Source organism: Roseovarius bejariae, assembly GCF_009669325.1.
Lineage (GTDB): Bacteria > Pseudomonadota > Alphaproteobacteria > Rhodobacterales > Rhodobacteraceae > Roseovarius > Roseovarius bejariae.
In genome coordinates, this window is sequence record NZ_SZWE01000001.1 from 64,135 (window position 1) to 90,166 (window position 26,032).

A 26,032-nucleotide genomic window follows, 5' to 3' on the forward strand; every position below is an offset into this window, starting at 1 on the left:
ATGATTGACCCGGGCCGATTGAACGCACTCCTCAACACGCCCGGGCTCGAATCCCTTTGGGATATGCATTGCCGCCAAATGGCGGAGTTTGGCTTCGATCGCTTGCTTTATGGGTTCACCCGGTACCGTACGGCGACAACACTTGGCGATCCCGAGGATTTTGTCCTGCTGACAAACCACGCCCCGGAGTATACCGAAGGTTTTATTGAAGGCCGGCTTTATGCCGATGCGCCAATGGTCAAGTGGGCGCTGGAAAACGACGGTGCCTGCTCTTGGTCGCATATCAGAACTCTGAATCTTACAGCCAAGGAAAAACGCGTTTTGGCTTTTAACCGGGATCACGAGGTCACCGCAGGTTATTCGGTCAGTTTCAAAACCGTATCTCCGCGCGCCAAAGGGGCGATTGCCCTAACAGCCCGTAAAGACTTGTCGCAGGAAGATGTCGATGCGCTTTGGCAAGAACAAGGTGATACCATTTGCGCACTCAACACTGTCGTGCACCTGCGCATCCTGTCCCTGCCCTACAATGCACCGGGTCGCGGTCTGACCCGGCGGCAACGAGAGGTTCTGGAATGGGTCGGAGATGGAAAAACAGTTCAGGACATCGCGCTTTTGATGGACCTGACCCCGGCCACGGTTGAAAAACATCTGCGCTTGGCGCGTGAAGCCCTAAGCGTCGAGACAACCGCACAGGCCGTTCTGAAAGCCGCCTTCCAGAATCAAATGTTCGTCATCGAACCCTGAGCACCCGCTGACCACACCGAGGTCAACATTCCCTCCGGGTATGGAATTCCTGACTTAACTAACCTTAGGTTAACGCGCACAATGAAACCGTTCCGTGAGTGGTGGCTTTAGCCTGGAACGTTGGGGTTGCATTTTCCGGTTTATTTCTCGGCTCTGCGGCCTTTGTCCTTACCGGACTGCTGATCGTCGGTCTTATTTTTCGGACCGGCGGTCAGGTTATTGTCGTGCCCATTTCATCCCCAATGACGGGCATGTCAAAAAAAGGTGCCGCCAAAAATGGCGGCACCTTTGTTTTTCATAGAGATGAAGGACTTTAGCCCTGCGCGGCCTTGGCCACTTCGGCGGCGAAATCCTCTTCTTTCTTCTCGATGCCTTCGCCCACTTCCAGGCGCACGTAACCGATGATCTCGGCACCGGCTTCCTTGGCGGCGGCCTCGACCGTCAGGTCGGGGTTGATCACGAAGGACTGACCCAGAAGCGTCACTTCCGACATGTACTTCTTCATGCGGCCTTCGATCATCTTCTCGATCACGTTGTCGGGTTTGCCGGATTCCTTGGCGATGTCGATCTGAACCTGGCGTTCTTTCTCGACAACCGCCGGATCCAGGGCCGCCTCGTTCAAGGCGGCGGGGTTGGTTGCGGCGATGTGCATGGCAACCTGCTTGCCAAAGGCTTCGTCGCCACCTTTCAGGGCAACGAGGACACCGATTTTACCCATGCCGTCGGTCATCGCGTTGTGCACATAGCTGACAACCACGTCACCCTCGATCTTGGCCATCCGGCGCAGCGACATGTTTTCGCCGATGGTGGCGATCTTGTCGGTGATGGTCTCGGCCACGGTCTTGCCACCCAGATCGGCTGCATTCAGCGCGTCCACGTCCGCGACGCTAAGTGCCGCACCGGCGATATCGCCAACCATGGTCTGGAACTCGGCGTTCTTCGCGACAAAGTCGGTCTCGGCATTCACCTCGACGGCAACGCCCTGCCCGCCGTCCACCTTGACGGCCACAAGGCCCTCGGCGGCGGTGCGGTCGGATTTCTTGGCCGCTTTCGCAAGGCCCTTGGTGCGCAGCCAATCGACGGCGGCCTGCATGTCGCCATCGTTCTCGGTCAGCGCTTTTTTCGCGTCCATCATGCCTGCGCCCGTCGTGTCGCGCAGTTCTTTCACCATTGCAGCTGTGATCGCCATGTCGGCTCTCCTTGAAAGTCAGGGAATGCGGGGCGTGGTATGCCCACGCCCCATGTCAAATTTGTGAAACCGGATCAGCTTTCGGCCGGGGTTTCGGCAGCCTCTTCGGCTGCTTCCTCGGCGGGGGCTTCCGACATCGCACCGATGTCGACACCGGCAGCGCCCAGTTGTGCGGCGGTCCCGTCCAGGGCAGAGCGGCTCACCAGGTCGCAATAAAGCGAGATGGCGCGCGCGGCGTCGTCGTTGCCGGGGATGATGTAATCAATACCATCGGGCGAGCAGTTGGTATCGACCACGGCCACAACCGGGATGCCCAGCTTGTTGGCTTCGGCCACGGCGAGGGCTTCTTTCTTGACGTCGATCACGAACAGCATGTCGGGAATGCCACCCATTTCGCGGATGCCGCCAAGGCTGGCTTGCAGTTTTTCCTGATCGCGCTCAAGGCCCAGGCGCTCTTTCTTGGTCAGGCCTTCACCGCCGGCGGCCAGCACCTCGTCGATCTCGTTGAGACGCTTGATCGATTGCGAAACGGTTTTCCAGTTGGTGAGCGTGCCACCCAGCCAGCGGTGGTTCATGTAGTATTGTGCGCATTTCTCGGCGGCTTCGGCCACCGGGCCGCTGGCCTGGCGCTTGGTGCCGACGAACAGAACACGGCCACCCTTGGCAACGCATTCGCGCACGGCATTCAGCGCCGCATCCAGCATCGGCACGGTCTGCGTCAGATCGACGATGTGGATGCCATTACGCGCACCATAGATGAACTCGCCCATACGGGGGTTCCAGCGCTGCGTTTGGTGACCAAAGTGAACGCCAGCTTCCAACAGCTGACGCATGGAGAATTCGGGAAGACCCATGTCGTTTTTCCTTTCCGGTTTTCGCCTCGGCACGGGATGAGAAGCGGATGCTTCAACCGGTGGACCGCCGGGGATGTCTCCCCCGATCAGCCCGCCCATGCCTGCGGATTGAGTAGCGCGCGTATAGACCCATTCGTGACCCCGCGCAACCCCCCTGCCCTTGGCTGTGCCAGGGTTCTGGTGCGGTGCCCGAGCGCTGTGGTAACCCTATCTGCGGACGCGCTTCAAACCGACGCGATACCGACGCAAAACCGATACGATACGGCACAGTGTTTCCCGCTCTTCATTAGTGGGCCGGATGCATTTCGCCCAGACATGGAAAGGACACGGATTTGACGCCAGATTTCACCACCAGCCCCGAGGTGCAAGAGGCCCTTGATCAATCCCGGCCCGTGGTCGCGTTGGAATCCACCATCATTACCCACGGCATGCCTTACCCGCAGAACCTCGAAACGGCACGGCTTGTGGAACAGGAGGTGCGCCAATCCGGTGCCGTGCCCGCCACCGTGGCGGTCATTAACGGAGATTTATGCGTGGGGCTTGAGTCGCAAGCCCTTGAAGCGCTTGCCCAAACCACAGGCGTCGCGAAACTTTCACGCGCCGATCTAGCGGTTTGCATGGCCCTAGGCGGCACCGGCTCCACCACTGTTTCCGCCACCATGATTGCCGCAAATCTGGCCGGGATTGCCGTCTTTGCCACCGGCGGCATCGGCGGCGTGCATCGCGGGGCCGAGCATACCTTTGACATCTCCGCCGATCTGCAAGAACTGGCCCAAACCCCGGTCACTGTGGTCTGTGCCGGGGCCAAGGCCATTCTCGACCTGCCCAAGACCTTGGAAACACTGGAAACTCTGGGCGTTCCGGTCATCGCCTATGGGCAAGACGCCCTGCCCGCCTTCTGGTCGCGCGACAGCGGTTTGACTGCGCCCTTGCGCCTTGATGAGCCGGCCACAATCGCGGCCAGTCACAAAATGCGCGCAAGGCTTGGCCTGCCCGGCGGGCAGCTTATCGCGAACCCGCTCCCTCAAACCGATGAAATCCCGCTTGAGATATTGGCCCCCTTGATCGCACAGGCCCACTCCGAAGCCGAAGAACAAGACATCACTGGCAAACAGGTTACGCCATTCCTCTTGCGCCGAATTTACGAACTGACCAAAGGCCAATCTCTGGCGGCCAACATCGCCCTGATCCGAAACAACGCCCGGTTGGCGGCACAAATCGCGGTTGAATTATACCGTTAAGTCTCGTCAAAGCGCACAAATTCCACGCAAAAGCCCGGTTTATTGCACGACCTGCCTCCACGGCCCATTGTGGACGCCTGCCTTTCTGCTTAGATACGGCCAGACCTGACAGGCTTGTTTCGCCCATGAATACCCCGTTCGACGAAGAACCACACCTCAATCGCAAACCCGGCATGTTCGCCGGCCTTCGCGCCAGCTTTCTGACCGGAATCGTGGTCATCGCCCCGGTGGCCCTGACGCTTTGGCTGGTTTGGACGCTGATGGGATGGGTAGACAGTGTTGTCTTGCCCCTGATCCCCTCCAGTTTCCGACCCGAGCATTATATCGGCATCAACCTTCGCGGCGTAGGCGTGATCATCTTCTTGGTGTTCACGATCGTCGTTGGCTGGATTGCGAAGGGGTTGATCGGTAAATCCCTGATTCTTTTCGCGGAATCGCTTGTGGATCGGATGCCGGTGGTGCGTTCGATTTATTCGGGCGTAAAACAGATCGCCGAAACCGTCTTTGCGCAAAGCGAACGCAGCTTTGAAAAGGCCTGCCTGATCCAGTACCCGCGCAAGGATATCTGGGCCATCGGCTTCATCTCCACATCCGCCAAGGGCGAGGTAAACGCACGCGCCGAATCCGGCTCGGACCTTCTCAGCGTCTTCGTGCCCACCACGCCGAACCCGACCAGCGGTTTTCTGTTGTTCTTCCCAAAGGAAGACGTGATTGAACTGGAGATGAGCGTCGAAGACGCCGCCAAACTGGTGATCTCCGCGGGCCTTGTATACCCCGGTCAGGTCGACCCCGAAGACCCGCGCCTGAAGCCCAAGGGCTGACACCAACAAATTCTGAGTTTGAGATAGATCAATGCGTCTCGCGCGGAATCACATTCAAATTCAGGAATGTTGATTCAAAAATGCACTCGAATAGTCCCTAAACTCCAAGTCTTTCTGATGTCTGGCTTGATGTGCTTGTCGTCTCCCGGGCTTGCCCAGACGGCCGCGCCAGCTGTCCCAGGATCAGACAGCACAGCGGATCATTCCAAGTTCGAAATCCTGCAAAAAGAATTCACCTCGGGGCCCGAAGTCACCGAGGCCTGCTTGTCCTGCCACACCGAAGCCGATGATCAGGTGATGCACTCAATCCACTTCAAATGGGAGTTCGAGCACCCTGAGACGGGGCAGACGTTGGGCAAAAGAAACGTGATCAACGCCTTCTGCGGTTCTGTCGCGGGGAATGAACCACGCTGCACCTCCTGCCACGCGGGTTATGGCTGGGAAGATATGTCTCAATCCTCGGCTCAGGCGCAGGCGACACCGGATTGTCTTGTCTGCCACGATACCTCGGGCCAGTACACCAAGACAGCCACCGGCGCGGGCCATCCTCCGCTCGATCCGGTCCCGCCCAAGTCGAAAACCATCACCGGCGCCAAATCATGGGCCGTTGACCTCGGCAAGGCCGCCCGAAGCGCGGGCATGCCCACCCGCGACAATTGCGGCAACTGCCACTTCTACGGCGGCGGCGGCGATAACGTGAAACACGGAGACCTGTCCTCGGCGCTCTACGAACCCTCGCTGGCCACCGATGTGCACATGTCACCGGACGGTGAAAATTTCACCTGCTCCACCTGCCATGTCAGCGATAGCCATGACTGGGCGGGGTCACGTTACCTGATGCAAGCCAGTGACCCCCACGGGACGGGCAAGCCCGGTGAAGCCCGCAACGCCGCCACCTGCGAAAGCTGCCACGGCAACACACCACATCCGGTGAACCTCAAGGGGATCAAGCTCAACGATCATACCGATACGCTGGCCTGTCAAACCTGCCATATCCCCGAATTCGCCCGCGGCGGCGTGGCCACCAAGACCGTCTGGGACTGGTCCACCGCCGGCAAGCTGGATGAAGACGGCAACGCCATGGCCATCTCGGAGTATCTCGAAGCCGACGGCGACCACCGTCACACCTATATGTCCACCAAGGGCGATTTCGAATGGGGTGAAAACGTTCCGCCGGTCTATGCATGGTTCAACGGCGTGGTCGAATACACCACTGGCGATCGCAAGATCGACCCGACCCAAACGGTCGAGATCAACCCGATCCACGGCACCCCGGATGCACCCGACAGCCGCATCTGGCCCTTCAAACGCATGGAAGGCCGCCAGGCCTATGACAGCGTGCTGAACGAGCTGGTCTATACCCATGTCTGGGGCCCCGATACCGATACCGCCCTTTGGACCAATTTCGACTGGGCCAAGGCCATCGACGCGGGCATGAAAGCCGCGGGCGAAGAGTATTCCGGCGAATATGACTTCGTGGATACCTACATGTATTGGCCCATCACCCATATGGTGGCCCCCGCCGAAGACGCGCTCGATTGCGCGGCTTGCCACGATGACAAGGGCCGGATGAGCGGCATCACCGGCGTCAACATGCCCGGCACCACGCCCTTCAACACCGCAGGCATCCTTGGCCTTGCCATGGTCATCGCCGCCCTCGCGGGTGTCCTCATCCATGCCCTCATTCGCATCACCCGCAAAGGAGGCCCCCATGGCTGAGCGTTTCGTCAAGGTCTACCCCCGGTTCGAGCGCTTCTGGCACTGGGCGCAAATGGTCCTGATCATGGTGCTGCTGTTCACCGGGCTGGCGCTCAACGGGTTGCACAGCTTCATCCCCTTTGGGCCGGCGACCATGCTGCACATCATCGCGGCGCTCGCGCTGATCGTGCTTTGGGTCTTTGCCATCTTCTGGCACCTGACCACCGGCACATGGAAACACTACGTGCCCACCCGCGACGGCCTGTTTCGCGTCGCCAAATTCTATATCTGGGACATCTTCAAGGGTGATCCCCACCCCTACCGCAAGGCCTACTGGCGCAAGCACAACCCGCTTCAGGCCGTCACCTATCTTGCGCTCAAGGTCCTGCTTTTCCCGGCGGTATGGATCACCGGCCTGATGGCCCTTGGCTGGAACCTCTGGGAGGACACGCCGAATGCCCCCATGCTGGGCGCGCTGGTCTCCGACATTCACCTGCTGGCCGCCTACACCATCGCCGCCTTCGTCATTGCCCATGTCTACCTTCTGACCGTGGGCCATTCCTTCCGCGAGCATGTCAAACCGATGATCACCGGCTTTGACAAGATCGACCTGACCCCCGAGGAAGAGGCTTATCTCGAAGCCGATGAACCGGACCGCCTCAAGCCCTAACCATACATGGCGGCCATATCCACCGTGCTGCCCTGCCCCAGATCATCCCGATGCGCCTTCAGGAACCGCTCCGCCGCCGCATATCCCGCGTCGCGCAACCTATGCAGCGTAAAGGGGGACGGAACCAGTTTCGTTGCCACCGACAAGTCCCGCATGAGCGCATCATCGGCGATCATATGCACGTAAAGCCGCTTCATCGTCCCCTCACGCAGCGACCCGTCCGCCAGCAATCGCTGAACGAAGTGAATCGCCCGCAACTCGCGCAACAAGGATGAGTTGAAACTGATCTCGTTGATCCGGTTCTGTATGTCCTGCGGGCTTTTCGGGACCTCGTCGCGTTCCAGGGGGTTGATATGCACGATCAGGATATCACTGGGCAAATCCCCCTCGAACAAGGGGAACAGCGCCGGATTGCCGGTATAGCCACCATCCCAATAATGCGCGCCCTCGATCTCGACAGCCTTGAACAGTGTCGGCAAACAGGCCGAGGCCAAAAGTGCCTTGGTGGTAATCTCCGCGCCACGAAACACCTTGATCTTTCCACTGTGCACATTGGTGGCCCCCACGAAAAACGCGGGCCCCTCCGCGGCGCAAACCGTGTCATAATGAAACTGCTCCACGATCCGTTTCAACGGATTGGAATATAGCGGCCCGTAAACATAGGGGCTCACCACCCGGCTCATGGCATCGGCCCATATGTAGGGCGGCAACAGCTCCATTGCCCCGCTCACCGCGCCGGGTTGCGGCATTGCGCCTGCCATCCAGGCCGGCATGCGCATATCCTGCACCGCCCCCATCTGCTCCCAGAGCCACTCAAGGTTGGCCCGCGCGCCCGCGCGTCCCCCCTCCAGTAACCCGGACTTCACCGCCGCTCCATTCAGGGCCCCGGCAGAGGTGCCCGAGATTCCGGCGATCTCGATCTTCTCATCTTCCAGAAGACGATCCAAAACGCCCCAGGTAAAGGCGCCATGCGCCCCGCCTCCCTGTAGCGCCAGATTGATCCGCTTTGGTTTCCTCACCCCTGGTCCGCCTTTTTCTTGGTCAAAATACCCCGGGGTGCGCGAGGGGCAGCGCCCCTCGCCCCGGTCGGATCGCACCAGCGATCCGAGACCCGATTACATCGCGGTCCAGCCACCATCGACACTGATCGTCGTGCCCGTCACCTGCGCCGCCGCATCCGAACACAGGTAAAGCGCCGTGCCCCCCAGTTGCTCGACCGTGGCGAACTCTTTCGACGGTTGCCGCGTCAGCATGACGTCCTTGATCACATCCTCGCGGCTCATGTCGTATTCCTTCATGGTGTCGGGGATCTGCGCCTCGACCAACGGGGTCAGAACATAGCCGGGGCAAATCGCATTGGCCGTGATCGGCTCCTGCGCGGTTTCCAGTGCGGTCACCTTGGTCAGGCCCACGACCCCGTGCTTGGCCGCCACATAGGCCGATTTGAAGGGGCTGGCCCGCAATCCGTGGGCACTCGCCACATTGATCACCCGGCCCCAGCCCGATTTGCGCATTATCGGCAGGGCGGCGGCAGTGGTGTGAAACGCCGAACTCAGGTTGATGGCGATGATCGCGTCCCATTTCTCGTTCGGGAATTCCTCGATCCCCGCCACATGCTGAATACCCGCGTTGTTCACCAGGATGTCACAGGCCCCCGCCTGTTCGACCAATGCCCGGCACTCATCGGGCTTCGACATATCCGCCTTGATGTACCGCGCCTCGACGCCATGCGCCTTGCCGATTCGCTCGGCCAGGGCGTGGTCCTCCTCATTGTCCGTGAAGGAATTCAGAATCACCTTCGCCCCGGCCTTGGCCAGTTCCTCGGCGATTCCCAGCCCGATACCGGAATTCGATCCGGTGATGATCGCGGTCTTTCCTTTGACGCTCATGTCGTGTCTCCCGTTGCTTTGCTGTTGCAGCATAAATGCCGCGACTGCCAATTGCACCGGGGAAAGACAGCTTTGTGATGGTCCCTGCCCTCTGGTCATGCGACCAAAAAAAACGCCGGCACAAGGCCGGCGTTAAGTTATTGAGGCAGGTTTCATACAGGCAAGAAACCTATCGAGCAGTGCCCCCTTTATAAGCAATCTGGCGCCATGATCCAAGCTAAAAGTTTGAAAAGGCGGGAATCCCTCACTACGGTCCGGGTTCAAGCATATAAGGGCCCGCAGGGATTGTTGCCAAAATGAGACCAGAATTTTTCCGCGCCACCGGCCTCGCGGCCACCCTGTTTTTACTTTTGTCAGGCACCCTGCCCGGCCACGCAGAGAAGGCGCATGGCATAGCTATGTATGGTCAACCCGCCCTTCCACCTGATTTTGTGTCCCTCCCCTATGCCAACCCGGAGGCCCCCAAGGGCGGCAAGGTTGTCACCGGTAACGTCGGCAGCTTCGATTCGCTCAATCCCTTCATCCTCAAAGGCAGCGCGCCGTGGCAGCTTCGCTACCTGACTCACGAATCCCTGATGGGCCGCTCCTGGGACGAACCATTCACCCTCTACGGCCTTCTCGCCGAATCGATCGAGACCGGACCGAATCGCGAGTGGGTGGAATTCACCCTGCGCGAGGAGGCCCGATTCTCCGACGGCGCCCCCGTCACCGTCGAGGATGCGATCTGGTCTTACGAGGTTCTGGGCACCCAAGGCCACCCGCGCTACCGCGCGTTCTGGGACAAGGTCGAGACGATCGAACAAACCGGCGCGCGCAGCCTGCGCCTGACCTTCAACGAGGACGACCGCGAGCTGGCCCTCATCGCTGGCCTGCGCCCGATCCTTCAGAAGTCGCAATGGCAGGGCAAGGACTTCAGCGAGGGCACGATCAACGACATTCCCCTTGGCTCGGCCCCTTATGTCGTCGAGGACTTCGAGGTGGGCCGCCATGTCGTTCTCAAGCGCAACCCCGATTACTGGGGGCGTGACCTGCCCCTGCGCCAAGGTGTCCATAACTTCGATGAGATCCGCATCGAATTCTACGGCGACAACACCGTGTTGAAAGAAGCCTTCAAGGCCAAGGCCGTCTCCTACATTCGCGAATTCAACGCCGAACGCTGGCAAAACCAGTATGATTTTCCGGCGGTGCAATCGGGTGAAATCGTCCTGTCCGAGATTCCGCACCGCAAACCCTCGGGCATGACCGGATTTGTCATGAACACCCGCAACGCGCCGCTGGATGACTGGCGGGTGCGCTCGGCGCTGATCCACGCCTTCAATTTCGAGTATATCAACGACACGCTCACCGGCGGGCGGCAACCGCGCATCACATCGTATTTCTCGGGTTCCGATCTGGCGATGCAGCCCGGCCCGGCCAAAGGCCCGGTGCGTGATTTGCTGGCACCTTTCTCCGACAGTCTCCTTCCCGGCACGCTTGAGGGCTATGAACTGCCCAAGGGTGATGGCTCCAAACGCAACCGCCGCAACCTGCGCCGCGCGATGGACCTCCTGAACGAGGCCGGCTGGACCGTGCAGGACGGTCTTCTGCGCAACGCGGCGGGCGAGGCGATGGAACTTACCGTGCTCCTGCAACAGGACGCCCTCATCCAGCAGGCCACGGCCATCATGGATATCTACGCCCGCGCGCTGGAACGCCTCGGGATTACGCTGACCGTGCAATCCACGGACAAGGCGCAGTACAACGAACGCCAAAGGGTCTATGACTTCGACCTGACCTTTGCCCGCTGGTCGCTCAGCCTCAGCCCCGGCAACGAACAGCTTTACTATTGGGGCTCCAAGGCCGCCGACCAACCGGGCAGCCGCAACCTCATGGGCATGAAAAGCCCCGCCGCCGAGGCCATGGTGCGCACCATGCTCACCGCCACCACCTTTGAAGAATTCACCGCCGCCGTCCGCGCACTGGACCGGGTGTTGATTTCTGGTCGCTATGTGATCCCGATTCACTCTTACGCCGTTGGCCGCATTGCCCATTTGCGCGAATTACGGTATCCACAGGATCGCTTACCGATCTACGGGGACGGCATCGGCTTTCTCCCCACGGTCTGGTGGCACGAGGCAGACTAAGAAGCAGTCTTGAGAACAAGAGGCATAAAGCCATGAAGAAACTGATCGCTTTCGCCCTGATCGCGACCCTCGCCGGTTGTGCAACCGTTGATGGCGTCGGCCGTGACATTTCGGGTGCGGCGCGCGGGGTCCAAAGCTGGTTCTGAGCCGGGCCTGACCTTTCCCCAGACCCGAGTGAACGGCGCATGTACAGCATGATCGCCGCCGGTTTTATTGTGCTCAACGCGGCTTGATCGGCAGCATCCGCATGATGCGGCGCGACAGTTCCAATTCCATGATCGGGCTGAACAAATCGCGCATCAGGCTTGGTTCGTCAAAGTAGCGTTCATCTTCCTCGGAACGATCGAACCGCAATGTATCTTCAAGCAGCGTGCTCAGGATCGTCTCGTCCAGAATCCACCGGCCCCGCCGTCCTTCCTCGCGATCACACTGCTGATACTCCAGCCAACGGGCCACGCGCTTGCGCGCCGCCACATCCTGATGCGGGTAAGCAAGGTAAAACCCGCTGTTGACCCGCAAACAGATGTTGTCCAGAACCCGCGCCGCCCCGTGGTACTCTTCGGGGACATCATGCTTGCGCATGTAATTGAACCGTTCCGGCTCCCCGTTGAAAAACACTTCCAAGGCCGCGCCCAGATCAATTCCTTTCTGGGCCATCACCCAGCCCAGCACCGTTTCGGGATACATGGACCAATCATAGGATCTCGCCAAATGCGGCAAGTCTTCGGGCGGCGCGTCACGCGCCAGATCAAGATGCTCTGTCTCGGTGCCAGTGCTCCAATCGAAGGCCTGCATTCCGTTTCTCCGAAATCGTCGCTAGTGTGATGTCCAAACCGCTCAATGAATTTGCACAGGGAAAACGATCAGATTTTGGAGCAAATGTGTCACTCCTGCGGCCTTTGACGCTGACCATGGTTTTTGCACTGGCGCTCGGGCTTTTCCTGCCCGGCACAGGGCGGGCGCAAGCCGTGTTGCGCGCACCCTACGATGACCTGAAACAAGAACTTGATGCGCGTATCACTTTCGACTCCCTTCCGCCCCGGCCAGAGCCGGGCCTCAACTTCGATGCACCCATGCGCCTTGGCCACACGTGGCTGGGACAGCACTTTGCAGGTCAAGACATTGAAAATATTAACGGATTCGACCGTGTTAGCGGCTTACCCGGAGCCCCCCTTGCGCTGCGCCCCGGCCCACCGGGGAAAAACCTCTCGGTTGCCTACCACCAAGGGTTTGAAAGCAACGCGCTTTTTCCCCTTGGCCCCGCCGGGTTCCCGGCGCTTTCCGCCCGCGGCGAAGGGGCCCTTGCCATCCTCTTCGATCAGGGCCAGCGCGCCATCGCCTTCAAGGTCCACTCTGACTACGTCGCGCCGCTTGGTGGTGCGCCCCGTCCGGGGGATGTCACACTCATGCTTTATACCCGGCAAGGCACGCTCATTGCCCGACTCGACAGCCCGCTTGACCCGGCGATCACCAAAATCGGTCTACGCAGAACAAATGGACTGCCCGACATTGCCGGGGTGGTCGTGCTCAACAATGATCCGGGCGGGATTGCCATTGACGACATCCTCTACCAAACTGCCCCTGCCGCGTTTTGATGAAGGAAGGGCAAGCCATGCCAAAAGGCTACTGGGTGGGTCACATGGATATCGACGACCCCGCAGAATACGAAAGCTACAAAGCCGCCAATGCGGCGCCCTTCGCAGAATATGGCGCGCGTTTTCTCGTCCGTGGCGGCCCCTTCGAATGCGTCGAGGGGCAAACCCGTGCCCGCACCGTCATCATCGAGTTTCCCAGCTATCAGGCCGCGCTCGATTGTTACCATTCCGAAGGGTATCAAAAGGCCAAGGCATTGCGTGATCCGGTGGCGCACGGCGATCTGGTGATCGTCGAAGGCTACGACGAGGGATAACACCATGTTCTCCGGCATCCTCAACGCGTTCAAGGCCCCCAAACCCGAACCACTCCCCGAACCGGATGCCAAGCTGGCGCTTGGCGCGCTCCTGGTCCGCGTGGCACTCTCGGATCACCGCTACCGGATCGAGGAAATCGGCCGTATCGACCGCCTGCTGGCCCGGATCAACGGCCTCAACCCGATTGACGCCGCCAAGATGCGCGCCACCTGCGAGAAACTGGAAAAACAGGCCCCCGACACACAGGACTTTGCCCATCTCATCCGCGAAACCGTCAGTTTCGAGGCTCGAATCGATGCGCTAGAAGCCATGTGGGAGGTGGTGCTGGCCGATGGCGTCCGCCGCGACGAGGAAATCGCCGTTATCCAGACCGCACAAGAGGCGCTTGGCCTCTCGCAAAGTGATAGCGACGCAGCCCGAAGCCGCGCCGAATCCGAAATGTAACTGGGCTGAAGACTGGCCCTTCCCTTCAAAAGGCATATATCCCCTCCATGTTCGCAGATTTCATCAAGTCCCTCTTGCAGGATAATCCCGCCCCCCTCACCGATGGGGATGCGCGCATTCCGCTCACGGCGCTTCTGGTGCGCATCGCCCGGTCCGACAACGACTATGCGGCCTCCGAAATGATCCGCATCGAACAGATCGCCCAAACGCGTTTCGGCCTCAGCAAGACCGAGGCCGCCCGCTTGCGTGCCGATGCCGAACAATTCGAATCCGAAGCACCCGACACCGTCCGTTTCACCCGCGCCATCAAGGATGCCGTTCCTTACGAGGACCGTATCGGCGTGGTCGAAGCCCTTTGGGAAGTGGCCCTTGCCGACGGTGAGCGCGATCAAGACGAAGACGCTTTGATCCGCCTTGCCGCAAATCTCCTGGGGGTCAATGATCGCGACAGCGCACTGGCCCGCCAAAGGGTCAGCGCCACATCATGATCGCCGCTTGCAAAACGGGCTGACCTAGCGTCACTTCGGCGGTTTTTCCCCCGAACATTCCGTTTTGCAAGTTGCATCGCGCCATTTTTTCAGCCCTATTGTCGTGTCAGAATGTAAATCACCCACGGATACTGCCTTGGCCAACGACACGCCTGTCATTGAAATTCGCAACCTGCACAAGGCCTATGGTGCGCTCGAAGTGATCAAGGGTGTCGACATCACCGCCCACAAGGGCGATGTGATCTCGCTGATCGGCTCCTCCGGCTCGGGCAAATCCACCATCCTGCGCTGCGCCAACCTTCTCGAAGACAGCCAACAGGGCGATATCCTCTTCAAGGGCGAGCCGGTGAAATGGCGTGGTGAGGGCCTGCACCGCCACCCCGCCGACCCACATCAGGTTCTGCGCATCCGCACCAATCTGTCCATGGTCTTCCAGCAGTTTAACCTCTGGGCGCATATGACCGTCCTGCAAAACGTCATGGAAGCCCCCGTAACCGTGCTGGGCCGCGACCGCGTCGAGGTGGAAAAAGCCGCCCGTGGGTATCTCGACAAGGTCGGCATCGGCGACAAGGCCGATGTCTACCCCGCGCAAATGTCCGGCGGCCAGCAACAGCGCGCCGCCATCGCCCGCGCGCTATGCATGGAGCCCGAGGCACTTTTGTTCGATGAGCCCACCTCCGCCCTCGACCCCGAGCTGGAACAGGAGGTGGTCCGGGTCATCAAGGATCTGGCCAGCGAAGGCCGCACCATGATGATCGTCACCCACGACATGAAAATGGCGGCGGATGTCTCCGATCACGTCGTTTTCCTGCACCAAGGGCTGATCGAGGAACAGGGCGCACCAGACGCCCTCTTCGGCACCCCCAAATCCGAGCGGCTGCAACAGTTCCTAAGCTCGACAATGGCCGCTTGATCCAACCAACCAAAGGGAGAAACTTGATGAAAAAACTGATCCTCTCCACCGCGGCACTGGCCTTTACCGCCAGCTTCGCCATGGCACAGGACGTGGTGCGCATGGGCACCGAGGGCGCCTACCCTCCGTGGAACTTCCTCAATGACAACGGCGAGGTCGACGGATTCGAACGTGAGCTTGGCGACGAGCTGTGCAAGCGTGCCGAACTCAACTGCGAATGGGTCACGAACGAGTGGGATTCGATCATCCCCAACCTCGTGTCGGGCAACTACGATGTGATCATCGCCGGGATGTCCATCACCGACGACCGCGACGAAGTCATCGACTTCACCCAGAACTACACGCCGCCCGACCCCTCGGCCTATGCCGCGATGTCCGATGGCGTGGACGTTGAAAACGGTGTGATCGCCGCACAAACCGGCACGATTCAGGCCGGGTACGTGGCCGATTCCGGCGCGACGCTGGTCGAATTCGCCTCGCCCGAGGAAACCCTCGCCGCCGTCCGCAACGGCGAGGCCGACGCGGTTCTGGCCGATAAATCCTTCCTCGCGCCCTTCGTTGATGAAGACCCCGATCTTGTCTTCACCGGCCCCGATGTACCGCTCGGCGGTGGCGTGGGCATGGGTGTTCGCGAATCCGATACCGAACTGCGCGAGACCTTCGATGCCGCCATCCAGTCGATGAAAGACGATGGGTCGCTCAACGAGATGATCACCAAGTGGGACGTGTCTTCCACCTTCTGATCCCAAGATCTTGACGGAGGCCGCCCCGGCCTCCGTCTTCCTTTGCGGGCTGACCTGAATGTTCTCCTACTGTGCTGATCCTGAAACGCTCTCGGGCCTGACATGGCTGTCGTGCTACCTCACGACGGGCAAGCACATGGCGTTTTACACATCCTTCGGTGTCGTCCTGCTGTTGCTGGCCATCACCGCACCCACGGCGCTTGCTTTCGGCTTTGGCGGGGCGGCGGCGGCCCGCTCGCGATTTTTGCCGCTGCAACTCTTCGGCAAGGGCTATATCGCCATCGTGCGCGGCGTGCCCGACATCGCCTTTTTCCTGTTTTTCGTCATCGCCCTCGATCAAGGTTTCGAATGGATGCGCCACCAAGTGCTTTGCCCCGACTGGGATCAACCCATCCGGCAAGGCAATGATTTCGTCGTCTGCCAGGCCGCCAAGCTGCCCCTCGGCAACGCACCGCAATGGATTCATGAAACCTATGGCTTCCTGCTGGCTGTGCTGACCTTCGCCATCGTTTTCGGCGCCTTCGCGGCCAATGTCCTTTTCGGTGCCATGCGCGCCGTGCCCCACGCCCAACTGGAAACCGCCGAGGCCTACGGCATGACCCGTCGGCAAACCTTCTGGCGCATCCTCGTGCCGCAAATGTGGGTTTATGCCCTGCCCGGCCTCAGCAACCTCTGGATGGTGCTGATCAAGGCCACGCCGCTTTTGTTCCTGCTGGGGGTCGAGGATATCGTCTACTGGGCGCGCGAACTGGGGGCCACGGCCAACCCGCGCTTCACCCAGTACCCGCACGGCGACTGGCGCATGTGGTACTTCTTCGCGCTGCTGGTCTTCTATCTGGGCTTTACACGGGTGTCCGAGGTTCTGCTCGAACGCCTGATGCAAAAGCTGACCCACGGCCAAGCCACCACCGGCGGTGAAGCGCAACGAAAGGCCAACGCATGAGCTGCTGGGAAACCATCGCGGATTACGGCTTGCGCAGCCTCGGCATCGGCGAACGCCTGCTGCCGCGTGAAAACTTCACGCTCTGCCAACAGGTAACCCTGATCGGCTCCGGCCTTCTGTGGAACATCTACTTCGGCGTACTGGCCCTGTTCAGCGGCTTTTTCCTCGCGACGACCGTGGCCCTCGGCAAGTTCTCGAAAAACCGGATTCTACGCAAAGCTTCGGAATGGTTCATCTTCGTCTTCCGCGGCTCACCGCTCTTCATCCAGTTCTTCTTCGCCTATTTCGCCTTTCAATCGCTAAAGACCGTCGCCCCGATCTTCGATCCCTTCTCGGCGGCATGGCTGGGCGCGCTGATCGTGCTTTTCCTCAACACCGCCGCCTACTCGGGCGAGATTTTCTATGGTGCCCTGCGCTCCATTCCCAAGGGCGATGTGGAAGCCGCCGATGCCTATGGCTTCTCGGGTTGGGCGCGGTTCCGCCGGATCATCTGGCCCACCATGCTGCGGCTGGCCTGGCCCGCCTACACGAACGAGGCGATCTTCCTGTTTCACGCCACGACGCTTGTCTTCTTCTCGGGCTTTCCGGCGTGGCAACAAAGGGGCGATGCGCTCTATTACGCCAGCTACTTTGCCGACAAGACGTTCAACCCCTTCGTCCCCTACCCCATTCTCGCGGGCTATTTCATCCTGCTGACGCTGCTGGTCATCGGGTTTTTCGGGCTGATCAACAAACGCCTTAACCGGCACCTGCCGCAAGCGGCCAAGCGCCGGTTAAGGCTTCGCGTCAACCTGATCCGCTAGGGTTATTCCGCCGCCGTGGCCTCGGCCTTGCCTGCCTCGATCTCCTCGGCGCGCTTTTCGACCTGCTCGACGATGTGGTCGATCATCTGGTCGTTGGTCATCTTGTGGCTGGCCTTCCCGGCCAGATAGACCATCCCGCTGCCCGCGCCACCGCCGGTAAAGCCCACATCGGTCATCAGCGCTTCACCGGGGCCATTCACCACACAGCCGATGATGCTCAGGCTCATGGGGGTCTTGATGTGCTCCAACCGCTGCTCCAGTGCTTCGACCGTCTTGATCACGTCAAAGCCTTGCCGCGCACAGCTTGGACAGGAGATGATATTCACCCCCCGGTGTCGCAGGCCAAGCGATTTCAAAATCTCATAGCCAACCTTCACCTCTTCCACCGGGTCGGCCGACAGGCTCACGCGCATTGTATCACCAATCCCCATCCACAAAAGCTGCCCCAGCCCGATGGAGGATTTGATCGTCCCGCTCATCAACCCGCCGGCCTCGGTGATCCCAAGGTGGATGGGCGCGTCACAGGCCTCGGCCAATTGCTGATAGGCGGCAGCGGCCATGAAGACGTCACTGGCTTTCACACTGATCTTGAAGTCGTGGAAATCGTTATCTTGCAGGATGCGCATATGCTCCATGCCGGACTCGACCATGGCATCGGGGCACGGCTCGCCGTATTTTTCCAAGAGGTGCTTTTCGAGGCTCCCGGCATTCACCCCGATCCGCATGGAACAGCCATGATCACGCGCTGCTGCGATCACCTCTCGCACACGCTTTTCATCGCCGATATTGCCCGGGTTGATCCGCAAACAGGCCGCCCCGGCCTCGGCGGCCTCGATCCCGCGACGGTAATGGAAATGAATATCCGCCACGATGGGCACCGGGCTTTCGCGTACGATGTCTTTCAACGCGCGGGCACTGGCCTCATCCGGCACAGACACCCGCACGATGTCCGCGCCCACCTCGGCCGCCGCCTGTACCTGGGCCACGGTGGCCGCGACATCGGTGGTGTCGGTATTGGTCATGGTCTGCACGGAAATTGGTGCATCACCCCCAACCGGCACATTGCCCACATGAATCTGGCGGCTCTTGCGGCGGTATATATTACGCCACGGACGAATAGGATTGAGCGACATCAGGCCCCCTTCAGGGATTTGGTACTGTCTTGAGGGGAAAATAGGGCGCTTGACCCCGCGCTGCAATCACTCAGGCGCAGGCGTCTCCTGCGGCACATCGCCAGCCCGCAATTCCGCCACATAACGCGACAGATCCTCGTCCCGGGTCATGTCCGCCACATCGTAGCCCTCGGTCAGGTCCGTTGCGTCCAGCGCCAGATCGGATGTGACCTGTCCACGCGCCCCGGCGGGGCCGTAATGCTGTCCGTTGACGTTGAAATAGATCGCGCCCGATTCCCCCACACGAAGGGTCGGGGGCTCCTCGGTGGCGGGCACATCCCATGTGTCGCCCGCGTTCATGATGCCCTCGTAGATCACCGTACCATCGGCGGCCCGTACACGCACCCATGCCGGGCGTACGGCAACCATCCGAACCCCCGCAGGCGGCGTTTCCAGAACCTGGGGGCTGGGGCGTTCCTGTGCCTCGGTCACCGCCACATCGATCGACTCGCGGTCGGCCTCAGGCAGGTCGGGGCGCAACAGGCCCACCTGCGCCGGGCTCAGCGTGGAAATCGGCGCATCCCGTGCCACCATCACCGGCACATCCAGGGCCTCGGGGCGATACAGACGGTCCAGACGCTCCTCGGCCTCCGGTGCGGCAAAGCCACCGGCGACCTGAGCCTCATCGTTCTCATCCGTTCGTGTCGCGGTTTGCAGCGGGTCGAGATCCGACAAGACGTCGGGCGTGTTCTCAATCGGCGCAACCTGCACGCGCTGCACCTCGTTCAACACGCTCCATCCGCCATAGCCAATCCCGCCGATCAACGTCAGAAGCACCAAGGCCGACCCGATGGCCCCCGGCTCGATCCGGGCCAGGAAGCTCTCCGAGGCGGGCACAAAAGGTGTGCTCGGCGACATCAGGGGATCGGTTGATTTCTTCGCCTGCGAGGTCATCCGCGCCGAGGTTTCGGGTTTCCGGCGGCTTGATGCCTCGGCCGACATGCCATGCGCGGTCGTAAATCCGCTTTCCGCACAGAAGGCCGCAAAAGCACGGTCGGGGTCCATGTTCAGGTATCGCGCATAGGACCGCACGTAACCGGGGATAAAGCCGGGCGTATCAAATGCATCGGGGTCGGCGTTTTCAATAGCCGCGATATAGCTTGCCTTGATGCGAAGCTCGCGTTCGACGTCCAGAAGGGATTTTCCAAGGGTTGCACGCTCACCGCGCATCATGTCGCCAAGGCGAAGCTCAAAATCATCGAACCCGCGCGGTTCAATATCTTCATCTTCCGGCTTGCGCGAAAAACGGCGCCCTATCATGCAACCTGCCCCTTAGCGATGCTGCTCACGCTCTACTGTCCCGATTCGAGCGTTTTCACGTTTGTTTAGTGAATTTTAACACACCGCAAGGGTTTTTGCACCTTTGCCGGGATCACCCGGTTAATTCGGCGCGATTCAGCGCACAATGGCTCCAAAGTTCATCCATTGCCCGGATCAAAGCATCCATTTCACCCGGCCCGTGTACCGGCGATGGGGTGAACCGCAAGCGCTCGGTCCCGCGCGGAACGGTCGGGAAATTGATCGGTTGTACGTAAATGCCGTAGCCATCCAACAGCATATCCGACAATTTCTTGGTGTGGACCGGGTCGCCCACGATCACCGGCACGATATGGCTGCCGTGGTCGATCAACGGCAGGCCCATGCCCTTTAGCCGTGTCTTGAGAATCTTGGCCTGCGTCTGATGTTCATCCCGTAGCTTCTGCCCCTCTGCCGTCTTCAGAAAGGCAACCGAGGCCGTCGCCCCCGCCGCCAGGGTCGGCGCCAGCGAGGTCGAAAAGATGAAACCCGGCGCGTAACTCCTTACCGCATCACACATTTTTGCAGATGCCGCGATATAGCCACCCATCACGCCATAGGCCTTGGCCAGCGTGCCGTTGATAATGTCCAGACGGTGCATCAGGCGGTCACGTTCACAAATTCCCGCGCCACGGGCCCCATACATGCCCACGGCATGAACTTCGTCGATATAAGTCAGCGCGCCGAATTCATCGGCCAGATCGCAAATCGCCTCGATCGGCCCGAAATCGCCATCCATCGAATACACCGATTCAAATGCGATCAGCTTGGGCGCCTTGGGGTCGTCCGCCGCCATCAACTCGCGCAGGTGCTCCACGTCGTTGTGGCGGAAAATCCGCTTGGCCCCGCCATTGCGGCGCACGCCTTCGATCATCGAGGCATGGTTCAACTCGTCCGAATAGATGATCAGGCCGGGGAACAGCTTGGGCAGGGTGCTCAGCGTCGCGTCATTGGCGATATAGGCGCTGGTGAACAAAAGCGCGGCTTCCTTGCCGTGCAAATCGGCAAGCTCCGCCTCCAGCCGCTTGTGATAAACGGTGGTCCCGGAAATGTTCCGCGTCCCGCCCGAGCCCGCGCCGGTGGCGTCAATCGCTTCGTGCATGGCCTCCAGAACCACGGGATGCTGCCCCATCCCAAGGTAGTCATTACCACACCAGACGGTGATCGGTTGCTCGCTGCCATCGGGCTTGCGCCATGTGGCATGGGGGAACTGGCCCTTCTGGCGTTCAATGTCGATGAAGGTGCGATACCGCCCTTCCTCATGCAGCTTTGCAATCGCCGCATCCAACTGAGCCGAATAATCCAACGGGTTCCCCTCCTTGGTCGTATCCGCATGAGATTGCCTCTCATACGCCGTAGTCCTCCTCAGGACTAACATATTCATCAACTTAGATGCATATATCGCGCGCACCTCTCACGCAACAGGTTACAATTTGACGCCCCCATGAGCTTTGACTTTGATCAAGTTGCTGGACAGTCCTGTGCGCGCTGTTACCTTCGCGCGAAAATACCACGTATCCGAAGGAAGCTGCCATGTCCATCGACGCCGTTTTATCCCGCATTGACGACCAATTGCCCGAGGCCACGGACCGCCTGCTGGAGCTTCTGCGCATCCCCTCGATCTCCACCGATCCGGCCTATGCCGAGCATTGCCAAAGTGCCGCCGATTGGCTGGTAAAAGACCTGCAAAGCCTTGGCATAAAGGCCGAAAAGCGCCCAACGCCCGGTCATCCGATGGTCGTGGGTCATGTCGAAGGCCCCGGCCCGCACCTTCTGTTTTACGGCCATTATGACGTGCAGCCGGTCGATCCGCTCGACCTGTGGGAAAGCGACCCCTTCGATCCGCAACTCGAAGACACCCCCAATGGTCGCGTGATCCGCGGCCGCGGTAGCTCCGACGACAAGGGCCAGCTCATGACCTTCGTCGAGGCCTGCCGCGCATGGAAAGAAGTCAACGGCACCCTGCCCTGCTCCATCACCTTCTTTTTCGAAGGCGAGGAAGAATCAGGCTCCCCCTCCCTCACGCCCTTCATGGAAGAAAACGCCGATGAGTTGCGCGCCGATCTGGCGCTGATTTGCGACACCGGCCTGTTCCAGTCGAAAACCCCCGCCATCGTCACCATGCTGCGCGGCATGCTCTCCGAGGAATTCACCATCACCGGCCCTCGCGTCGATCTGCACTCGGGGTTTTTCGGTGGCCTCGCCATGAACCCGATCCGCGTCATGTCCAAGGTGCTGGCCGACCTGCACGACGACAAGGGCCGGGTCACCATCCCCGGGTTCTACGATGGCATCCCCGAATTGACAGACGAGGTCCGCCAGCAATGGGATGGCCTCGGATTCGACTGGCAAAGCTTCCTTGGCGGCGTCGGCCTGTCGAAACCCGCAGGCGAATCCGACCGCACCCCGCTGGAAATGATCTGGTCCCGCCCCACGGCCGAGGTCAACGGCATATGGGGCGGCTACACCGGCGATGGCTTCAAGACCGTCCTACCGGCACAGGCCCACGCCAAGATCAGCTTCCGACTGGTCGAGGGGCAAGACCCCCTGAAACTGCGCGAGGCCTTCCGCGCCTTCGTGCAATCCCGCCTGCCCGAGGATTGCAGCGTGGACTTCAAAGGCCACGGTGCATCGCCCGCCTCGATCATGGACAACACCGACCCCGCCTTCGAGGCCGCCCGTCAGGCCCTCTCAGACGAATGGCCCGAGCCTGCCGCCTTCGTCGGTTGCGGCGGCTCCATCCCCATCGCCGGACACTTCGGCACGATCCTCGGCATGAACGCCATGCTGGTTGGCTTCGGCAAGGATGACGACGCGATCCACTCACCCAACGAAAAATACGATCTGGAAAGCTTCCACAAAGGCACCAGAAGCTGGGCACGCATCCTGCACCGCCTGACGCAAGACGCATGATCATTCCCGGTTTCACCGATCACAGCGTCACCCTCGCGGGTCAGGACATCGCCTATACCAAGGGCGGCTCCGGCCCGCCGCTGCTTTTGCTGCACGGCTTCCCGCAAACCCGCGCCATGTGGGCGTCCATCGCGCCCGAACTGGCCAAAACCCATACCGTCATCTGCACCGACCTGCGCGGCTATGGCGCCTCTGGCAAACCACAGGAGGTCAGCGCATACAGCTTCCGCGCTATGGCCGAGGATATGCGCCTGCTCATGGCCCACTTGGGGCATGAGCACTTCGCCGTCGCGGGCCATGATCGCGGCGGGCGTGTGACCCACCGGCTGGCGCTTGATGCCCCGCAATGCGTCACCCGGGCCTGCGTGATGGACATCGTACCAACCCATACCCTTCTGTCCGACCTTAAACAGGCGGTCGCGACGGCCTATTACCACTGGTTCTTTCTGGCCCAGCCCGCACCCTTCCCCGAAACCCTCATCGGTTACGACCCGGACACCTACTATCAATCCTGCCTTCTGGGTTGGGGCGGTGCGGACCTGTCAGACTTCGACACCGACCAACTCACCGCCTACCGCACCGCATGGCGCGACCCGGACACGATCCGCGGCATGTGCAACGATTACCGCGCGACCCTGAGTTTCGACATGGCCCACGACAGCGCCGACCTGACCCAACGGATCAGCTGCCCGACTCTGGTGCTCTATGGCGCCGATGGGGCCATGGCCAAGCATTACGATGTCTCCGAAACATGGGCCGCCAAATGCACCCAGATGCAGGCCCGGGCCATTCCCGGCGGTCATTTCTTCCCCGACACGGCTCCACAGGAAACGACAGCGGCCCTAAAGGCGTTCTTCACCAGTTAAGACCACGCCGATGTCTTCAAAAGACATCGGACCGAAATCTTTTCAAGATTTCGACACCGCCCGCGCGCCCTTTGTAAGCGCCAGGGCCCAAGGCCCCGAATGCAGGATCAGATCGAACCAATCCAATCCGCGGTGCAAATCGCCCGCGACCAGCATCTTCAGCTTTTCCCAGATATGTGGTTCAGGGCTGTAAGGCGCCAATCCCAGTGTCAGCACCATGAATCCCACGATCCACCAAGGAAGCCTGTCAATGAATCCACCCATGGGCCTGCTCGCATCGTATTTTGGGAAAATGGCGCGGTTGACGGGGCTCGAACCCGCGACCTCCGGCGTGACAGGCCGGCACTCTAACCAACTGAGCTACAACCGCGCGTGAGGCGCTGATTAAATCACGCCCCCGCCCCCGTCAATGGGCTTTTGGCGGATAAATTCACCGATGCGATACCGACATATTCCCGAGGTGCGACAGTCATCGGAAAAACGGGATAACATGCCCGCAACGCTATATCGAATGTCTGGATGATACGCAGCAGTGGCGCGGTTGACGGGGCTCGAACCCGCGACCTCCGGCGTGACAGGCCGGCACTCTAACCAGCTGAGCTACAACCGCCCGCTGCGTGAGGGGCGGTTTACGCCGCCCGCCTGCCCCCGTCAAGCGCCTCTTTCATATCCATGTCGCATTTTTCGTCGCTTCGTTCCGGCGCGGCATTCCGGCGCATCTCGCCCGGTCAAGTTGCCATACGACCCCCGCCCGCTATTTCCAGCCCAGCAACAGGTAATTATCAGAAGGAAATGCAGCATGTTCAAAGGCTTCGGCACCGCCATGATCATCGTGACGGGCTTTCTCATCGGGCTTCCCGCCGTCTTTACGCTGGCCGTTTCAGGGGACGGTTGGCTTCAGCAACTCGATCAGATGTCACCGTTTTTCTGAACCATCGGCGCGGTGGGGGAAATGGTGGGTCGTGAGAGGCTCGAACTCCCGACATCTTCGGTGTAAACGAAGCGCTCTACCAACTGAGCTAACGACCCGCACCGCGCCTATTAGCCCGGCTTTTCAGATTGCGCAAGGGTCTTGTGACAGCTTTCTCCCGACCGCCACCATGATCGCCGTAAAATTGTATTTACATGCCCAAAATCATCCAGTGAGAGACGATTTGGGTCATGGCGATTCCTGTGATACGGTTTTTTCTATCTTCGTGAGAAACGGGTGCGAAGGTATTGATGTCATTGGTATTTGTCATGAGGGCCAACCACATTGGGGGACATCATGAAGAATCTCGTAACCGCGATGGCCTTTGCCATCCTCATTGCCTTCACAGGCACCGTTCAGGCCCAGGAAACGGCCAAGATGAGCGCCGAACAAATACAACAAGCCACGGTTTCGACTCAAGGCAGCGTGCCAGAAGGCAGCATCGGCCCCGAGGCAACCCTTTGGATACTCTTGGGCATCGTGTTTTTCACAGCCTTGGTCACGGCTGGCGGCGGCAGTTCCGCGGCCCCGCTCCCGCTTCCGGAATAACCGAGCACCCCATCCTATGGATGGATAACATGAAAAAAGGCGCGTCACCGTATCGGGACGCGCCTTTCGCAATTCATGGTGGGTGATAGAAGATTCGAACTTCTGACATCTTCGATGTGAACGAAGCGCTCTACCACTGAGCTAATCACCCGTTGACGGGTTCATTACCGTCACTCCGCAGCCTCTGCAACACCCTGTTTTGGATTTTCTGGACCTTCCAGATCCTTCGCCGCTCCGGCTTCCTTGCTCTGCCGGATCTTGGCCACTGTCACCCGTACATTCGCGGCTTCTTTGGTCCGCTGTTGTTTGATCTTGCCCATGGGTGGAAGGTTCAGGTCACGGCCCTCGGCGATCGCCTCTCCCAAAACCTCCATCATCGCCTCGATCGCGGGCTTGGCAAATTTCTTGCGCACGCCCGAACGCTCGACAACTGCCTCGATCAGCTCTTTCTTCTTCATCATCGGCGCTGTGGTGGTCGGGGTGGTTTCAGTGACCACCGTCGCCTTCGGTGCCGAAGGTGCACCCGCGGCTTTCGCCCCCGTGGATGCGCTCTTGGCTTGTGTCGGTTTCGGTGCGGCCTTGCGTGTGCCCGAAGTGGGCGGTGTTGTGGATTTGCTGCGGCTCTTCGTGGTTTTCGACCGTTTGGAGGTACTTGTTCTGCTCCGCGTGCTCATTTTGGCCTCAATTTGTTGCTCGATTGGTGTCAGCCTATCGTAAAATAAGGCCTAAAGCCAAGCCTGAGTTGACCGACCGCCTTCCGCAACGTTAACTTTCCGGAGTACTATCTGGGGAA

Annotated in this window: 31 protein-coding genes and 4 tRNA genes; 21 read left to right on the forward strand and 14 right to left on the reverse strand. The window is 60.1% G+C overall.

The genetic code is table 11. The features are described from left to right. Both FDP25_RS00310 and FDP25_RS00315 read left to right on the forward strand, forming a co-directional pair. The gene (locus tag FDP25_RS00310) at positions 1–744 is read left to right on the forward strand and encodes a LuxR family transcriptional regulator (protein WP_154148200.1); all 744 of its coding nucleotides are present in this window, start codon (positions 1–3) and stop codon (positions 742–744) included. 101 nt (positions 745–845) lie between these two features. Next, positions 846–1,061, forward strand: a complete 216-nt coding sequence (locus FDP25_RS00315) for a hypothetical protein (protein ID WP_154148201.1) — start codon at positions 846–848, stop codon at positions 1,059–1,061. Here the strand turns inward: FDP25_RS00315 and tsf are convergent. Together tsf and rpsB are read right to left on the reverse strand one after the other, a co-directional pair. Then, complete coding sequence (tsf, locus tag FDP25_RS00320; protein WP_154148202.1) at positions 1,058–1,933, reverse strand: translation elongation factor Ts; 876 nt, start codon at positions 1,931–1,933, stop codon at positions 1,058–1,060. The genes FDP25_RS00315 and tsf overlap by 4 nt on opposite strands. A gap of 74 nt (positions 1,934–2,007) precedes the next feature. Continuing rightward, a complete protein-coding gene (rpsB, locus tag FDP25_RS00325; protein ID WP_154148203.1) occupies positions 2,008–2,787 on the reverse strand; it encodes a 30S ribosomal protein S2 in 780 nt (259 codons plus the stop codon). A 332-nt stretch (positions 2,788–3,119) separates the two neighbouring features. On the opposite strand from rpsB, the gene FDP25_RS00330 reads away from it, so the two are divergent. From FDP25_RS00330 to FDP25_RS00345, 4 genes are all read left to right on the forward strand, one after another. Further along, positions 3,120–4,028, forward strand: a complete 909-nt coding sequence (locus FDP25_RS00330; RefSeq protein ID WP_154148204.1) for a pseudouridine-5'-phosphate glycosidase — start codon at positions 3,120–3,122, stop codon at positions 4,026–4,028. A 125-nt stretch (positions 4,029–4,153) separates the two neighbouring features. Beyond that, the gene (locus tag FDP25_RS00335) at positions 4,154–4,849 is read left to right on the forward strand and encodes a DUF502 domain-containing protein (protein WP_154148205.1); all 696 of its coding nucleotides are present in this window, start codon (positions 4,154–4,156) and stop codon (positions 4,847–4,849) included. 117 nt (positions 4,850–4,966) lie between these two features. After that, on the forward strand, positions 4,967–6,568 hold the full coding sequence (locus FDP25_RS00340) for a tetrathionate reductase family octaheme c-type cytochrome (protein WP_218939964.1): 1,602 nt from the start codon (positions 4,967–4,969) through the stop codon (positions 6,566–6,568). Beyond that, complete coding sequence (locus FDP25_RS00345) at positions 6,561–7,217, forward strand: cytochrome b/b6 domain-containing protein (protein WP_154148207.1); 657 nt, start codon at positions 6,561–6,563, stop codon at positions 7,215–7,217. The genes FDP25_RS00340 and FDP25_RS00345 overlap by 8 nt, the downstream gene beginning before the upstream one ends. On the opposite strand, the gene FDP25_RS00350 is transcribed toward FDP25_RS00345, so the two are convergent. Together FDP25_RS00350 and FDP25_RS00355 are read right to left on the reverse strand one after the other, a co-directional pair. Then, positions 7,214–8,236: a patatin-like phospholipase family protein gene (locus tag FDP25_RS00350; RefSeq protein WP_343031920.1), complete on the reverse strand. Its 1,023-nt coding sequence runs from the start codon at positions 8,234–8,236 to the stop codon at positions 7,214–7,216. The two genes, FDP25_RS00345 and FDP25_RS00350, sit on opposite strands and share 4 nt — an antisense overlap. Before the next feature lie 96 nt (positions 8,237–8,332). Further along, entirely contained in the window at positions 8,333–9,106 is a 774-nt protein-coding gene (locus FDP25_RS00355) for a 3-hydroxybutyrate dehydrogenase (protein ID WP_154148209.1), read from the reverse strand. A gap of 296 nt (positions 9,107–9,402) precedes the next feature. Between FDP25_RS00355 and FDP25_RS00360 the strand changes: the two genes are divergently transcribed. Together FDP25_RS00360 and FDP25_RS00365 are read left to right on the forward strand one after the other, a co-directional pair. Beyond that, positions 9,403–11,229, forward strand: a complete 1,827-nt coding sequence (locus FDP25_RS00360; RefSeq protein WP_172982715.1) for an extracellular solute-binding protein — start codon at positions 9,403–9,405, stop codon at positions 11,227–11,229. A 32-nt stretch (positions 11,230–11,261) separates the two neighbouring features. Further along, positions 11,262–11,375 carry an entericidin EcnA/B family protein gene (locus FDP25_RS00365; protein WP_154148210.1) on the forward strand — a complete coding sequence of 38 codons (114 nt, stop codon included), beginning with the start codon at positions 11,262–11,264 and terminating at the stop codon, positions 11,373–11,375. Between the two features lie 73 nt (positions 11,376–11,448). Here the strand turns inward: FDP25_RS00365 and FDP25_RS00370 are convergent, their stop codons facing one another. Next, the gene (locus FDP25_RS00370) at positions 11,449–12,024 is read right to left on the reverse strand and encodes a hypothetical protein (RefSeq protein ID WP_154148211.1); all 576 of its coding nucleotides are present in this window, start codon (positions 12,022–12,024) and stop codon (positions 11,449–11,451) included. 86 nt (positions 12,025–12,110) lie between these two features. Here FDP25_RS00370 and FDP25_RS00375 point away from each other — a divergent pair, with 86 nt between their 5' ends. From FDP25_RS00375 to FDP25_RS00410, 8 genes are all read left to right on the forward strand, one after another. After that, positions 12,111–12,824, forward strand: coding sequence for a hypothetical protein (locus FDP25_RS00375; protein ID WP_172982716.1), 714 nt, complete (start codon positions 12,111–12,113; stop codon positions 12,822–12,824). Positions 12,825–12,841: 17 nt separating this feature from the next. Further along, a complete protein-coding gene (locus FDP25_RS00380; protein ID WP_154148213.1) occupies positions 12,842–13,138 on the forward strand; it encodes a DUF1330 domain-containing protein in 297 nt (98 codons plus the stop codon). Between the two features lie 4 nt (positions 13,139–13,142). After that, positions 13,143–13,583: a tellurite resistance TerB family protein gene (locus FDP25_RS00385; protein WP_154148214.1), complete on the forward strand. Its 441-nt coding sequence runs from the start codon at positions 13,143–13,145 to the stop codon at positions 13,581–13,583. Between the two features lie 47 nt (positions 13,584–13,630). Beyond that, on the forward strand, positions 13,631–14,071 hold the full coding sequence (locus FDP25_RS00390) for a tellurite resistance TerB family protein (protein WP_154148215.1): 441 nt from the start codon (positions 13,631–13,633) through the stop codon (positions 14,069–14,071). Positions 14,072–14,207: 136 nt separating this feature from the next. Continuing rightward, a complete protein-coding gene (locus FDP25_RS00395; RefSeq protein WP_154148216.1) occupies positions 14,208–14,984 on the forward strand; it encodes an ABC transporter ATP-binding protein in 777 nt (258 codons plus the stop codon). Between the two features lie 26 nt (positions 14,985–15,010). Beyond that, entirely contained in the window at positions 15,011–15,727 is a 717-nt protein-coding gene (locus tag FDP25_RS00400) for a transporter substrate-binding domain-containing protein (protein ID WP_154148217.1), read from the forward strand. 58 nt (positions 15,728–15,785) lie between these two features. Then, positions 15,786–16,670 (forward strand): ABC transporter permease, encoded by an 885-nt coding sequence (locus FDP25_RS00405; RefSeq protein WP_154148218.1) that lies wholly within the window; start codon positions 15,786–15,788, stop codon positions 16,668–16,670. Beyond that, positions 16,667–17,473: an ABC transporter permease gene (locus FDP25_RS00410; RefSeq protein WP_154148219.1), complete on the forward strand. Its 807-nt coding sequence runs from the start codon at positions 16,667–16,669 to the stop codon at positions 17,471–17,473. The genes FDP25_RS00405 and FDP25_RS00410 overlap by 4 nt, the downstream gene beginning before the upstream one ends. Before the next feature lie 2 nt (positions 17,474–17,475). On the opposite strand, the gene ispG is transcribed toward FDP25_RS00410, so the two are convergent. From ispG to hemA, 3 genes are all read right to left on the reverse strand, one after another. Next, positions 17,476–18,606: a flavodoxin-dependent (E)-4-hydroxy-3-methylbut-2-enyl-diphosphate synthase gene (gene ispG / locus FDP25_RS00415; protein WP_154148220.1), complete on the reverse strand. Its 1,131-nt coding sequence runs from the start codon at positions 18,604–18,606 to the stop codon at positions 17,476–17,478. A gap of 66 nt (positions 18,607–18,672) precedes the next feature. Further along, positions 18,673–19,905 carry a helix-turn-helix domain-containing protein gene (locus FDP25_RS00420; protein ID WP_154148221.1) on the reverse strand — a complete coding sequence of 411 codons (1,233 nt, stop codon included), beginning with the start codon at positions 19,903–19,905 and terminating at the stop codon, positions 18,673–18,675. Between the two features lie 112 nt (positions 19,906–20,017). Then, entirely contained in the window at positions 20,018–21,247 is a 1,230-nt protein-coding gene (gene hemA, locus FDP25_RS00425) for a 5-aminolevulinate synthase (protein ID WP_154148222.1), read from the reverse strand. 227 nt (positions 21,248–21,474) lie between these two features. On the opposite strand from hemA, the gene FDP25_RS00430 reads away from it, so the two are divergent. Both FDP25_RS00430 and FDP25_RS00435 read left to right on the forward strand, forming a co-directional pair. Further along, positions 21,475–22,854 (forward strand): M20/M25/M40 family metallo-hydrolase, encoded by a 1,380-nt coding sequence (locus FDP25_RS00430; protein ID WP_154148223.1) that lies wholly within the window; start codon positions 21,475–21,477, stop codon positions 22,852–22,854. Next, positions 22,851–23,720 carry an alpha/beta fold hydrolase gene (locus tag FDP25_RS00435; protein ID WP_154148224.1) on the forward strand — a complete coding sequence of 290 codons (870 nt, stop codon included), beginning with the start codon at positions 22,851–22,853 and terminating at the stop codon, positions 23,718–23,720. The genes FDP25_RS00430 and FDP25_RS00435 overlap by 4 nt, the downstream gene beginning before the upstream one ends. Positions 23,721–23,762: 42 nt before the next feature. On the opposite strand, the gene FDP25_RS00440 is transcribed toward FDP25_RS00435, so the two are convergent. From FDP25_RS00440 to FDP25_RS00450, 3 genes are all read right to left on the reverse strand, one after another. Next, entirely contained in the window at positions 23,763–23,984 is a 222-nt protein-coding gene (locus FDP25_RS00440) for an RND transporter (protein ID WP_154148225.1), read from the reverse strand. A gap of 29 nt (positions 23,985–24,013) precedes the next feature. Further along, positions 24,014–24,090: transfer RNA gene (locus tag FDP25_RS00445), tRNA-Asp, on the reverse strand. 163 nt (positions 24,091–24,253) lie between these two features. Then, positions 24,254–24,330: transfer RNA gene (locus tag FDP25_RS00450), tRNA-Asp, on the reverse strand. 189 nt (positions 24,331–24,519) lie between these two features. Here FDP25_RS00450 and FDP25_RS17285 point away from each other — a divergent pair. Further along, positions 24,520–24,651 carry a hypothetical protein gene (locus FDP25_RS17285; RefSeq protein ID WP_281350441.1) on the forward strand — a complete coding sequence of 44 codons (132 nt, stop codon included), beginning with the start codon at positions 24,520–24,522 and terminating at the stop codon, positions 24,649–24,651. A 22-nt stretch (positions 24,652–24,673) separates the two neighbouring features. Here FDP25_RS17285 and FDP25_RS00455 read toward each other — a convergent pair. After that, positions 24,674–24,749, reverse strand: a tRNA-Val gene (locus FDP25_RS00455). A gap of 238 nt (positions 24,750–24,987) precedes the next feature. Here FDP25_RS00455 and FDP25_RS00460 point away from each other — a divergent pair. Further along, positions 24,988–25,239 (forward strand): hypothetical protein, encoded by a 252-nt coding sequence (locus FDP25_RS00460; protein ID WP_154148226.1) that lies wholly within the window; start codon positions 24,988–24,990, stop codon positions 25,237–25,239. Between the two features lie 76 nt (positions 25,240–25,315). Here FDP25_RS00460 and FDP25_RS00465 read toward each other — a convergent pair. Together FDP25_RS00465 and FDP25_RS00470 are read right to left on the reverse strand one after the other, a co-directional pair. Further along, positions 25,316–25,390, reverse strand: a tRNA-Val gene (locus tag FDP25_RS00465). A 19-nt stretch (positions 25,391–25,409) separates the two neighbouring features. Continuing rightward, on the reverse strand, positions 25,410–25,700 hold the full coding sequence (locus tag FDP25_RS00470) for an HU family DNA-binding protein (RefSeq protein ID WP_246175725.1): 291 nt from the start codon (positions 25,698–25,700) through the stop codon (positions 25,410–25,412). 28 nt (positions 25,701–25,728) lie between these two features. Between FDP25_RS00470 and FDP25_RS00475 the strand changes: the two genes are divergently transcribed. Continuing rightward, the gene (locus tag FDP25_RS00475; protein WP_154148227.1) at positions 25,729–25,956 is read left to right on the forward strand and encodes a hypothetical protein; all 228 of its coding nucleotides are present in this window, start codon (positions 25,729–25,731) and stop codon (positions 25,954–25,956) included. Positions 25,957–26,032 lie beyond the last annotated feature (76 nt).